The following is a 12,555-nucleotide window of genomic DNA, read 5'->3' on the forward strand; positions in this document are numbered from 1 at the left end:
TTATTCGTCTCTAAGTGCTACAATAGGTTTTATTTTGGCGGCTCTGTATGCTGGAAAAAAACCAGCCATTGCTCCTGCAAACACCAGTAAACCTAAAGTGGTAAGTGCTACAGTAAAATCGACTTCAGGGTTTCTAAAATATTCACTCTGAACTAATGGACCCACAAATTCAAGCAATAATAAACTTGCCAAAAGACCTGTAAAACCAGCAATAGTGGTAATAAAAATAGATTCGTGTAAAATCATTCCAATGATAGAAGCCGGCGATGCACCCAATGCTTTTCTGATTCCAATTTCTTTCGTTCTTTCTTTTACGATGATCAGCATAATATTACTTACACCCACTACTCCTGCTATGATGGTACAAATACCTACCCACCAGAAAAACAGTCGGATGTAAAGATTCAAATCATAAAATTGTTTGGCTTCTTCAACCGAATTATAAATTCCGATAGCACTATCATCATCCGGCGCAATTATATTTTTGCTTTTCAGCATTTCACGCACTCCATCTGTAAATCTTTTAGATTCTGCCAATGCCTGATCGTAGTTATCGCTTTTGTTCAAAACGAACATCATTCCGTTAATTTTATCTCCGGCACCAAATGCACGCTGAATGGTAGTCATCGGCATATAAACCCTTGACTCTTCTCTCTCGCCAGAAGGATCTGTAAATACCCCAACTACTTTAAAATTGATATTGTTTACCAAAATTTCTTTACCAATAGGATTACTTTCTTTAAACAAATCCTGTTTAACTTTTAGTCCGATTGCTGTAACTTTTTCGTTGTTTTTTAAATCATTATCATTAATGAAACGCCCTGAAATAATCGTTGCATTTTCGATTGCCAGATAATCCGGATTCACTCCTCTAAACTGATAGGTGCTCGATTCTTTTCCGTAGGTTACCGTTGCTCCCCAGGTAATATTCGTGGCAGATTTTTTATCAATTTCGCCATCATATTTTTTTGATGGAAGCTCAAAATCACTGTTTCTAAGTTGGATTTGCCTTCCCGGATTTAGTCCTTTGTACTCTTTGGTCGTAACATTCGACCACACTTCGATAATTCCTTTGGCGTCATTTTCAAATTGCTTTTCGATTCCGTTCTGAAGTCCTTTTCCGGCACCCAGCAAAATCACTAAAATAAAAATACCTGAAGCCACAGAAATCCCTGTCAAGAAGGTTCTTAACTTATTTTTGGCAATTGCCTCAAATATTTCCTGCCAACGCTCAATATTAAACATAAGCTGAAGCTCTAACTTGTTCTACTATTTTATCATCAATGATGAGTCCGTCTTTCAGGACTACGTTTCTTTTGCACATTGCGGCAATATCCGGTTCGTGGGTAACAATCAAAATTGTTTTTCCTTCGTCATTAATCCCCTGAATCAGTTCCATAACTTCATAGGAAGTTTTCGTATCCAAGGCTCCTGTTGGCTCATCAGCCAATAAAACTTTTGGGTTTGACGCCAAAGCTCTTGCAATTGCCACACGCTGTTTTTGTCCTCCGGAAAGTTCGTTTGGCAAGTGATGCGAATGCGATCCTAAGCCTACTTTTTCAAGATATCTCATCGCAATCTCGTACCGTTCTTTTCTTTTAATTCCCTGATAATACAAAGGCATTGCAACGTTATCGAGCGCTGTTTTATAATTAATTAAATTAAACGACTGAAAAACAAATCCTAAAAACTTATTTCTGTATTTAGATGCTAATGTTTCATTTAATTTTTTGATAGGTGTGTTGTCTAAAATATAACTCCCCGAATCAGCCTCGTCTAAAATCCCTAAAATATTAAGCAGCGTAGATTTGCCGGAACCTGATGATCCCATGATAGCAACTAATTCTCCTTCTGCGATATTAAAATTAATGCCTTTTAACACATGTAATTCCGAACTTCCCATTTTATAGGATTTATGCAAGTCTTTGATTTCGATCATGATATTGTTAAATTTTAAAACAATAATAACATTTATATTAAGTTAATTATGATAAAGAAAAGTTAATAATTTTGACTTTGCTTCAACAATAAGACTCCGTTATTATCAAAATGTTACACAATATTATTAAAAGATATTAAATTTCTTATTTTTGTCGATTCATAAAAACCTTTATATGTTAAAATTTTTATCTGTATTAACGATTTTCCTAGCATTCCTAATGGTCTCAGGCTGTTCTACTTCTCAAAAAATAGCCACTTTAAAACCGGAACCTGATGATGCAAGCCCTTTAATTTATGATAGCAATCCTTCGTTTATCAACTTGCCGATTACGGTAAAACTGCATGATATTGAAAACCAGACCAACGCACTGCTAAACGGATTAATATATGAGGATAAAAATATTGAAGACGACGATATCGAGATGAAAATCTGGAAACAGGCCCCGATAAGAATCGAAAATGATCCAGCTAGTCCCAACAAAAAGATAAAAACCATTTTGCCGCTCAAAGCAAATATTAAATATAGAATTGGAACCAAAAAATTGGGCGTTGAGCTTTATGACGTACGCGAATTTAACCTGAATGGTGTTATTACATTATCAAGTGAAGTTGCATTGACCAACTGGAAACTGAACACCAAAACAGAATTTAAATCCCTGGACTGGAACGAAAGTCCCACGATGACTGTTTTCGGAAAAAACCTGCCTATTACCTATCTGGTAAATCCTGCTGTTTCTATTTTTAAATCGAAAATCGAAAAACAAATTGACGCTGCAATAGAAAAATCTATGGATTTCAAACCGAATGTCCTATCGGCTTTAGAAAAAATATGTACGCCTTTCCAAATGAGTGATACCTATGAAAGCTGGTTACGAATTGTACCTGTAGAAGTATATTCGACCAATGCAAAGCTTAAAAATGATTTGTTTTTACTGGATATGGGAATGAAATGCAACATGGAAACCATTGTTGGCAAACAACCCGACTCAAAATTTAATGCAAGCAAAATTGTATTGAAACCCGTTGATAAAATTCCGAACCAAATCTCGGCCAATATTGCGGCAATTTCGAGTTATGCAGATGCTTCGAAAATTATGACAAAGAATTTTGCAGGACAGGAATTTGGTTCCGGAAGCAAAAAAGTAACCGTACAAAATGTTGCTATTTGGCATAAAGACGGTAAAATGATTATTGCTTTAGATCTTTTGGGAACCGTTACCGGAACGATTTATCTAAACGGATTTCCACAATATAATCCTAAAACCAAAGAAATTTATTTTGATAAACTAGATTATGTTTTAGATACCAAAAGCAAATTGCAGCGCACTGCCAGCTGGCTTGCCCAAGGTTTTATTTTAAGAAAAATGGAAGAAAATTGCCGTTATTCTATTCAGCCTAATTTAGAAGAGGGAAAGAAAAATATGGCTGAATATCTAAAAAATTACTCGCCAATGCCCGGCGTTTTTATAAACGGAAAAATGGAAGATATTGTTTTTGACAAAATTCAATTAACCAATCAGGCGATTATTGCTTTCATCAAAATAAATGGAAGCGTAAATGTTGCTGTTGATGGGCTGAAGTAAAATTATTCACTTTTAAAATTTTAAAGATCTTTTAATGAAAGAGAACATAATGCTTTTACTTCAGATAATAACTATCGATTTTTTCACAGCTTTCGGATTATATTCTTTGCTGTTTTTAATTGTATCGATATTTACAAAAAATGCTGCTTTATATAAAGTAGATAACGAAGCTGCTAAATTCATTTCTTTTACCGGTCTTGTTTATTTTGCAGTATGGATTATAGGATTATTTGTTTTTTACTTTGAAAGCAATATAGAAGCACAAAATAGCATGTTGAACAGAATGTTTGGGAGATATTGGTTCGGAATTTGGGCCCAACCGATTTTATGGTTTTTAGTAACTCAACTATTAAGGATAAAAAGAGTTTATAAAAACATCTTTTTAAGACTACTTTTCAGTTTTATACTGATTATTTCAATCGAAAGATTCGTAATAATGATGACAGCGTTTGATGATGACTATCTTCCAGGTGGCTGGACTATGCATCGTGATTTAGATATCTATCCGCCAAATTTCATTCTCGCGTTGTTTTGCAAAATACTAGTATTCTTATTATTTGTTGGAATATATTATCTGGCAACAAGCAAATTAAAAATGGTACTCAAGAAAAAAGCCGAATAAAATTATTATTCGGCCTTTTTCTTTTTTGACTGGTACATTTTATAAATCAAAACGCCAATTATTGCAACAAGCAAATATGGAATCACCATAAGATATACAATTCCGTCGTTTACAGCTTCTGCCTTTTTTATGTTTGATTCTCCTGCCAGCGCAGCACGGCACATCGCACATTGAGCATTAGAAGAAATTCCTGTAAGGAAAAAACAAATTCCAAAAACTAAAGTTTGGAATTTGGAATTTACAATTTGAATATTTTTATTTTTAATTCGCATAATAAGGAGAAATCATTACATAAACTATTACACCTGTTATCGCTACATACAACCAAAGAGGAAATGTTATTTTAGCAATTTTTCTGTGCTTGTCAAATTTTTGTGCCAAAGCCCTTACGTACGTTACCAGTACTAATGGAATAATTGCAATAGACAATAAAATATGGGTTATTAAAATAACAAAATACAGGTAACGAAGACTACCAATTCCAGCTTCTTCGATTTTATCCAGAACTCCGTCGTGATTTAAATCTCCAAATTTAGTAGAATCTGCCGTCATGTGGTAGGCCACATACATCACTAAAAATGCTAAGGACAATGCTATAGCAAAAGTCATCAATCGTTCGTGTAACTTACGGTTTCCTTTTTTTATGGCCATTACAGCACCAATCAAAACAATCGCTGTAATACCATTTGTTGTAGCATAAATAGGCGGCAAAAACGAAAGCGGCTCCACCTCTATACCAAAATCTTTGAGTTTAATTCCGAACAAAATACCAACCACAACCGGTATTACGATTGAAACTGCTACAATGTATTTATTGTACTTTTTTTCTAATGAATTATCTTCCATCCTATTCTTCTAATAATATTTTTATGTCTTGCTGAATGTCTCGTACGCCTTTTTTATCTAAACCATCATAGTACAAAATCGGGTTTCCAAATTCGTCTTTACGGCAACGGATTTTTCCATCTTTATCAATTAAAGCAAATAAACCGGAATGTTCGAAACCGCCATTTACTTTAGCATTTTCGCCAGCGTATAAATTGAATCCTTTGTTAGACAAATCCATAATGGTAGTTTTATCTCCTGTTAAGAAATGCCAGTTTGAAGATTTTACTCCCAAAAGTTTCGCATGATCTTTCAGAACCTGTGCCGTATCATGAGCCGGGTCAATGGTGATAGAAACAATTCCGAAGTTTGGATTACCAAAAAATGTTTTCTCGATTTCTAACATGCTCAAATTCATTTTCGGGCAGATTGAAGGACAAGTGGTAAAGAAAAACTCCAAAACATATACTTTACCTTTAAAACTTTCATTCGAAATTTTAACATTATCCTGATTTGTCAATTCAAATTGAGGAGCAGGACCAATCGTTAACAATTTGGCACTGTCTTTTGAACCTTTTAATCCAACATTATCCAAACGGTTTCCTTTTACAACATCACCGCTTTTTATTCTTTCTACAATTTTTGGCACTGCGTAAATTCCGAAAATCAAAATGATCAACGAAATTCCAATATAGGATTTATTTTTAAACATTTATTTGAAATTTAAAGTTGCTTTGTAGCGTTATGATTCTTTTTTAAAGCGGCACGATATTCATATAAAATGATTTTAAAATCATCCAGCATTTCGTTGCTCAACTCCGAAGGATGAAAAGTATCATACCCTTCTTTATATTCGTCTTTTTTATCTTTGTTTGCTTTATTAGCTCCTTTACGACCACGAACATTGCGCTCTTTATCTACGATATAAACATAAGAAGTTCCTAAGTTTTCGTTTAATTTTCCTTTTAATTGCAATTGATTGTAAAACGTTTTGATTTCGTCAGGAGAAGCAAAAACAAAATTCCATCCGGAAACTTCTGTAAAAGGAGCCAAAGCATCTATTACTTTTTGAGCTTCGATTTCTGAACCTAAAGGAGCCACAATTACAAACTGAAGATCTTCGAAACCGTGATAGCGTTTGTATATTTTTTCGTTTAGATTAAAATAATTACCGCGGTTGTCCAGGACATTCGAACCAGAAAAGCCTAAAACAGTAATTTTTTTATTCAATTTAACATCTTTTCCGTCTAATGATTTCCAGTTACCGAAATCAGCCACTTTAGGTGTTATAACAGGAAGTGTTGTAAAACTATTTACCCCAGAAGCAAAAAATAAATAAGCTACAATTGGCAGTACAAAAAGCGAGAAGAGAACTATATTTTTTTTCATTTTTTTGGAAGAATAACTGAGGTACAAAAATAAAAAAATCCCGATGTTATCGGGACTCTTTTCGAATTAATATCATGTTAAAAATTCCATTTAATAGTAGAATCTTTAAAAACCCCATAAATATAATGTCCTTCTGTCAACAGAATGAACAATAAATATAAAACCAGGAAGATAACTGGTGCAACAACAGACCATCTAAGGCTGCTTGTTTCACCTTCCATGTGCATAAATGCCCATACAATATAATATGCTTTGAAAATAGTCAGGATGTAAAAAATCCAGTTTAACAAATTCAAACCAATGAAAAATGTAAATTCTAAAGATTCAGGTTTTAAAATACCCAAAATAACTTCTACTGTAGTTACAACTGAAAGTAATCCGAAAACAAACCAGATTCTTTTTGTATTTGATACGTGCTCGTGTGACATAATAAATAAATCTTAAAATTAAACTAAGTAGAAAACAGTGAATACAAATACCCAAACCAGATCGACAAAGTGCCAGTATAAACCAACTTTCTCTACCATTTCGTAGCTTCTTCTTTTCTCGTAAGTTCCTAACAATACATTAAAGAAAATAATAATATTGATGATAACTCCAGAGAATACGTGGAATCCGTGGAAACCTGTAATAAAGAAAAAGAAATCAGCAAATAATTTGCTACCGTATTCGTTTCTTGTAAGGTTTGCTCCTTCAACTACATATTTTGCAGTACCTAGACGAGCAATTGACTCTTCTCTTGTCAATATCGTTTTTTTCTTTTTTGCAGTAAGTTGTTCCGTTCTTATCAATAAATCCGGATTAGCTGCGAAACCAGCTTGTACCTCTGCAACAGAATATGTTGCTGGAGCTTCAGCAGACTCAGTAAACCAAGTACCATGACTTCTTGTTAAAGCTTCTCTTTGTTCCGGCAATTTCACAGCGAAATCAGCCAACGCCACTCTCTTTCCGTCTTTATCAACAAACTGCAATAAGCTTCCGCCAGATGTTTCTACTGCTCCAAACTCTCCTTTGATGAAGTTTTTCCACTCCCAAGCCTGAGAACCTACGAAGATTAAACCACCAATAATGGTTAAGAACATATAAATAGCAACCTTTGTTTTTTTCAACTGATGACCTGCATCAACAGCCAAAACCATTGTTACAGATGAGAAAATCAAAATAAAAGTCATTAAGGCTACATAATACATAGGAGCATCAACTCCGTGCATAAATGGGAAGTGTGTAAACACTTCGTCAGCCAAAGGCCATGTTTCGATAAATTTAAATCTAGAAAAACCATAAGCCGCCAAGAATCCAGAGAATGTCAAGGCATCTGATACGATAAAAAACCACATCATCATTTTACCATAACTTGCTCTTAATGGCTCATTGCCGCCTCCCCAAGTTTTTTCTTCGTTATTTGCAGTAGTAACTGTCGCTTCCATAAAAGATATTCGTTAAAAAGTTCCCAAATTTACGTTTTTTTCTTATTTAAAGAAATATAAAAATAAAAATAAATAAACCCATAATAAATCTAGAAAATGCCAATACATTGCACCTAGTTCTATACCAAGAGTTTGAGTTGAATTATATTTTTGTTTAAAATGATTATAAATTACAATTAAAAGAGAAATTAGCCCTCCCGCCAAGTGTAATAAGTGTGTAACCGTTACTACATAAAGAAAAGTTGTAGTAATCGAGCTACCCTGACCTGTAAAATAATATCCCTGATCTACGATTTGTCCAAAACCGGCAAATTGTAAAACCACAAATAAAATCCCAAGAGCCAATGTTCCTAAAAGAAATCCTGTTGTGGCACTTCTGTTGTCTTTTTGAATCGCTTTTTTAGCCAGATAAAAAGTAACACTACACCCTATAATAACGGCTGTGCTCCAATAAAAAGCTGCTGGCAATTCGAAATTTTTCAACCAGTCTGCTCTTGACTTACTTACCACAAATGCACTGGTAAGCCCTGCAAACATCATAGTCATACTTACCATCGCAAATAACAAAATCAGTTTTGCCGACTTTGCTTTTCTTAATTGCTCTTCGCTTGTTGTCATTGTCATTTCCATAACTATCTTAAAAATTTATCTACTATATATACTATCTGCAATAGCGAAATATACGAAACACTCACCAACATTAGTGTTCTTGCTGCTTTTGGGGTTCTTAACTGGTATAATTTTACCGCGTAAAACAACATCCACAAACCTAATAAAAACACTAAAACAGCAGCAATAGGCGAAATAAACAATTGTCCTGTATATCCTAAAACCGGTAATAACGAAGCAATTATCAACCAAACCGTATATAAAATCACCTGCAAAGCAGTTCCTTTATCTTTTTTCCCTGTTGGCAACATGAAGATATTCGCTTTTTCATAATCTTCGAATAAAAACCAGCCAATAGCCCAAAAATGAGGAAATTGCCAGAAAAACTGGATCAAAAATAATGTTCCGGCCTCGATACCAAATTCTCCCGTGGCAGCAACCCATCCTAACATAAAAGGAATGGCACCCGGAAAGGCCCCCACAAAAACAGATAAAGGTGTCACCGTTTTTAATGGTGTATAAACGCTTGTGTATAAAAATATTGAAATTGCGGCAAACATAGCCGATTTTGCATTTATAGTATATAATAATGTAATACCTATAATAGTTAGCAAACTCGCCACAAACAAAGCTACTTTGGGAGACATGCGACCTGATGGAACCGGTCGGTTTTTGGTTCTGTCCATCAAGATATCAATATCTTTCTCGATTACCTGATTAAAAGCGTTTGAAGCTCCAACCATACAGTAACCACCAATCATCAACACTGCCAAAACACTCCATTGAAAAGGATTTTCATCATTAACACCTAACAAATAACCCGCAATCGAAGAAAACAAAACACTAATAGCTAAACCTGCTTTAGTGATTTCTTTGAAATCGGTAAAAATTGATTTTAATGAAATTGTATTTTGTGAAGTATTCAATACTATTGTTGTTTGTATGTTTTTTTGAGTGGTGCAAATGTACAAATTAGATTATAGAAATTCGAGCTATAACTTTAGATTTTTTTCGAATAAAGCTATTAAAAATAAGGAGTTGCACATCTTTAACACAATTATTTCGAAAAATCTTATTAAATAATCTATTTCTGTTCATAAAATTGTTCTTATGAAAACGAATGCCCTAGCCCAGATAGAAGTGGAAATCCTTTTGTGGCGGGGTTCGCCACAAAAGATTGCAACGGATAGCTGGAAATAGCTCCTAAAACCTCAAAACTAATCAGATCTTCTAATAATCAAAATACCAATTGAAGATATCGGAACGGAATCCTATATTGAACCAGGTTGTACTTTGCTTAAAAGTCGTTGCGGTTTCTTGTGTTGGATCAAAATTTCTAAAAATAAAACTTCCGAACAACTTCAGATTTGTCATAGGATTTATTAAATAACCTGCCTGAACATCGGCAATAAAAATACTGGTTTTGTTTCCCTGTCCTACTTTTACATTGTTGTCATACGGACGGTCTTCATCGTAACTTTTATAAATATTTCCACCGTAGTTGAAACTATCTTCGGCGGTATCAAAATCCAGTCCTCTGGTTCCCATTGTCAATTTAGCATCGGCGAACAATCTTCCTTTATGATAGTGGGCAATTGCAACCAATTCATCAAAATTCCCTCCCCACTGATGCCCTAAACTTTGATTATTATGAACATAATTTGTAATAACAGCACTATGCGAATAGACGTAAGGACGCACATGGTTGTACTCTAATTGCAGCAATAAGTCTTTTACATTAAAAGCATTATAATACTTCGCTCCTAATTGATAACCAAATTTATTTTTCCAGCTATTATCTGCCGACTTTATATCTCCAAACGAAAACTCATCGACTAAAAACTGTGCGTACAAATTGATTTGATTGTTCCATTTGTATTTTGCAGACATTCCTAAAAGTGCATTTCCGCTTCGTGAGGAAGAGGCAAATTCTACCGAACGATAAAAAATAATTGGGTTTACAAAATTGACATCAAAACCTCGATCATTTTGATCGGACCACACTACCGATTCGAAAAAACCTAAATTCAGTTTATTCGAAACATTCCAGCTTAAATAATGATTCGCCATAAATTTGGTTGCGTATGTTCTATCAACGGTCACTTCCGGGCGAACATCTTTGAGCCACATATAGGTATTGGTGTATTTTATTTTCCAGAAAGTCGTATTGATTTTGAAATATGGATAAGGACTTGCCCCATCACTCTCCAATAATGAGCGATATCCATCACCTATAAAGTTCCTTCCGTAACCTAATTGCAAATCGAAAAACTTACTTGGTGCATACGTAATATTAGCTTCTGCCAAAGGAAAATCGTAACTATCCTCTTTAAATCGCTTTCCGATTCCCATTCCCGGAATAATCGCCGGATTTCCTCCTGAAGGTTTTAATGTTTCGGCATAATCATTAAAATAGCCTGCAAATCGTCCCTGACTTTCAAAAATAGTAGTCGTAAAATTGATTTGTTTTCCTAAACCACCACGAAAATTAAGTGCCCGGGTATTCACATAGGTCGATGCGTCTAAATCTGAAGCTTTCCCCATTTGCAAATCAACGATAGGATTTAAGCTCAGCCAATAATCTTCCCCTTCAATCTGAACCATGTTTTCGTTCCAGAATTTTCTTCCCAGCCAGCCGGTGGTTTTCTTTTGAAGTGATTCGTTTGTGGCTTTTAAATCATAATATTTTGAAACCTCAGCATACGTATAAGGTTTCGACGCAGTATGATTATTGCTGCCTACCTTATTCATCGCACCATCAAACTGTGCATAATAACTGTGGGAAAAAGGAATATTAAGATGACTTTCGAATTCCGGATTGGTGTATTTTTTATAGACAATACTATCCAATTCTGTCATTGGTTTTTCCTCTGGTTTTTCGATTTTCGATGCCGCCAAAGCTTCAGCCGCAATTTGCTCTGCACTTTTAAGGGGTAAATCAATCGAAATGGTGTATTTTGAATAGGTTGGTTTTCCGTTATAAGTAGAGGGTTTTATTTTAGGAAACTTTCCGAAAACGCGTTTAGCTTCTTCAGTCAGGGCTTCATTTGCAGCACTAACATAAATTACTTTGAACTCACCATTGGCATCCACTTCAAAAAGTACTTTTACCTCTCCTTTATAATTTTCTTGTTTTAAATTATCAGGAACTTCAAAATTATGATAAACAAAATCCTGAACTTCTTTGTAAAAACAATTTTCAAGATTTTTAGACTGCAGATTTTCACAATTAGGAAAAACCGGAAATTGCTCCGCCAGAAAACCAGGTTTGATACTTGAATTATTGGTTTCTTGCGAAAAAGCAAAAACAGAGAACAAAGTTAGAATAAAGGTAAAAAAGCTTTTATTCATATCATTTTTTATTATCATTTAATATTGATTTGTGGTATTCTCACCGTTTACAATTGCTTTTGCGGCCGAAGTTCCGATGCGTTTAACACCTAAACGAATCATTTCGACAGCATCTTCGTAAGTACGAACACCTCCAGCTGCTTTTACCGGTAAAGGAGATGCATTTTCTAACATCATTATGATAGTTGGAATGGTGGCTCCGTTAGGTAAATTGTTTTGAGTCTGATAAAATCCGGTGGATGATTTCACGAAAACTGCTGCATAGTTTTCTTCTTTGAAATTCGAAATCACCACATTTTTTATCAATGCCGAAAGCTGCATAATTTCTTTATCATCAAGAGCTGCGACTTCAATAATCCATTTGACGGTTTTATTGTTGGCCAATCCTATTTGCGTACCAATTAGAATTTCTTCTTTAACGAGCGTAATTTCTCCGTTTTTGAAAGCTTCATAATTGCATACAAAGTCCAAATCATCGGCTCCATTTTCGATTGCTTCGTTAGCTTCTTTAAGTTTCGTCTCTAAATCTGATTTACCTTCTGGAAAATCAATTACAGTTCCGATAAGCAAAGTAGAATTGGCTCTTGAAATCATTTCTTTTGCCAAAGCTACTTTGTCAGGACGAATCATAATGAGTTTAAACCCTTCGGTGATTGCCTCCGCAATAGCATTTTTGACTACAACATCATTTTCTGCTTCTGAAAGACCAGCTTGAGAGGCAGTTTTTAAATAGGTAGAATCCAGATATTGCTTGATATTCATGATTTTGAGACTTCATCGAATTGAGGACAAAAATACATTTTAAATT

The 12,555-nt window shown here is 34.6% G+C and carries 14 protein-coding genes; 2 read left to right on the forward strand and 12 right to left on the reverse strand.

The genetic code is table 11. The features are described from left to right. Both GON26_RS14645 and GON26_RS14650 read right to left on the reverse strand, forming a co-directional pair. On the reverse strand, positions 1 to 1,245 hold the full coding sequence (locus GON26_RS14645; RefSeq protein ID WP_160375529.1) for an ABC transporter permease: 1,245 nt from the start codon (positions 1,243 to 1,245) through the stop codon (positions 1 to 3). Next, on the reverse strand, positions 1,238 to 1,939 hold the full coding sequence (locus GON26_RS14650; protein WP_160375530.1) for an ABC transporter ATP-binding protein: 702 nt from the start codon (positions 1,937 to 1,939) through the stop codon (positions 1,238 to 1,240). Before GON26_RS14650 ends, GON26_RS14645 begins: the two co-directional genes overlap by 8 nt. Positions 1,940 to 2,114: 175 nt before the next feature. On the opposite strand from GON26_RS14650, the gene GON26_RS14655 reads away from it, so the two are divergent. Both GON26_RS14655 and GON26_RS14660 read left to right on the forward strand, forming a co-directional pair. Beyond that, complete coding sequence (locus GON26_RS14655) at positions 2,115 to 3,524, forward strand: DUF4403 family protein (RefSeq protein WP_160375531.1); 1,410 nt, start codon at positions 2,115 to 2,117, stop codon at positions 3,522 to 3,524. Between the two features lie 34 nt (positions 3,525 to 3,558). After that, complete coding sequence (locus GON26_RS14660; RefSeq protein WP_160375532.1) at positions 3,559 to 4,146, forward strand: hypothetical protein; 588 nt, start codon at positions 3,559 to 3,561, stop codon at positions 4,144 to 4,146. Positions 4,147 to 4,151: 5 nt separating this feature from the next. Here the strand turns inward: GON26_RS14660 and GON26_RS14665 are convergent, their stop codons facing one another. From GON26_RS14665 to deoC, 10 genes are all read right to left on the reverse strand, one after another. Continuing rightward, positions 4,152 to 4,418: a hypothetical protein gene (locus GON26_RS14665; protein WP_160375533.1), complete on the reverse strand. Its 267-nt coding sequence runs from the start codon at positions 4,416 to 4,418 to the stop codon at positions 4,152 to 4,154. Then, positions 4,408 to 4,992, reverse strand: a complete 585-nt coding sequence (locus GON26_RS14670) for a DUF420 domain-containing protein (protein WP_160375534.1) — start codon at positions 4,990 to 4,992, stop codon at positions 4,408 to 4,410. Before GON26_RS14670 ends, GON26_RS14665 begins: the two co-directional genes overlap by 11 nt. 1 nt (position 4,993) lies before the next feature. Continuing rightward, a complete protein-coding gene (locus GON26_RS14675) occupies positions 4,994 to 5,683 on the reverse strand; it encodes an SCO family protein (protein ID WP_160375535.1) in 690 nt (229 codons plus the stop codon). An 11-nt stretch (positions 5,684 to 5,694) separates the two neighbouring features. Next, a complete protein-coding gene (locus GON26_RS14680; protein WP_160375536.1) occupies positions 5,695 to 6,360 on the reverse strand; it encodes a hypothetical protein in 666 nt (221 codons plus the stop codon). Between the two features lie 77 nt (positions 6,361 to 6,437). After that, on the reverse strand, positions 6,438 to 6,788 hold the full coding sequence (locus GON26_RS14685; protein WP_160375537.1) for a cytochrome C oxidase subunit IV family protein: 351 nt from the start codon (positions 6,786 to 6,788) through the stop codon (positions 6,438 to 6,440). 18 nt (positions 6,789 to 6,806) lie between these two features. After that, positions 6,807 to 7,787, reverse strand: coding sequence for a cytochrome c oxidase subunit 3 (locus tag GON26_RS14690; RefSeq protein WP_160375538.1), 981 nt, complete (start codon positions 7,785 to 7,787; stop codon positions 6,807 to 6,809). Between the two features lie 42 nt (positions 7,788 to 7,829). Beyond that, positions 7,830 to 8,417, reverse strand: a complete 588-nt coding sequence (locus GON26_RS14695) for a cytochrome c oxidase subunit 3 (protein WP_160375539.1) — start codon at positions 8,415 to 8,417, stop codon at positions 7,830 to 7,832. Positions 8,418 to 8,419: 2 nt separating this feature from the next. Continuing rightward, on the reverse strand, positions 8,420 to 9,322 hold the full coding sequence (gene cyoE / locus GON26_RS14700) for a heme o synthase (RefSeq protein ID WP_160375540.1): 903 nt from the start codon (positions 9,320 to 9,322) through the stop codon (positions 8,420 to 8,422). 304 nt (positions 9,323 to 9,626) lie between these two features. Further along, positions 9,627 to 11,747 (reverse strand): energy transducer TonB, encoded by a 2,121-nt coding sequence (locus GON26_RS14705; RefSeq protein ID WP_160375652.1) that lies wholly within the window; start codon positions 11,745 to 11,747, stop codon positions 9,627 to 9,629. Positions 11,748 to 11,765: 18 nt separating this feature from the next. Further along, the gene (deoC, locus tag GON26_RS14710; protein ID WP_160375541.1) at positions 11,766 to 12,509 is read right to left on the reverse strand and encodes a deoxyribose-phosphate aldolase; all 744 of its coding nucleotides are present in this window, start codon (positions 12,507 to 12,509) and stop codon (positions 11,766 to 11,768) included. Between the last annotated feature and the right edge of the window lie 46 nt (positions 12,510 to 12,555).

Origin of the sequence: Flavobacterium hydrocarbonoxydans (assembly GCF_009789235.1) — a bacterium.
GTDB classification, from domain to species: domain Bacteria; phylum Bacteroidota; class Bacteroidia; order Flavobacteriales; family Flavobacteriaceae; genus Flavobacterium; species Flavobacterium hydrocarbonoxydans.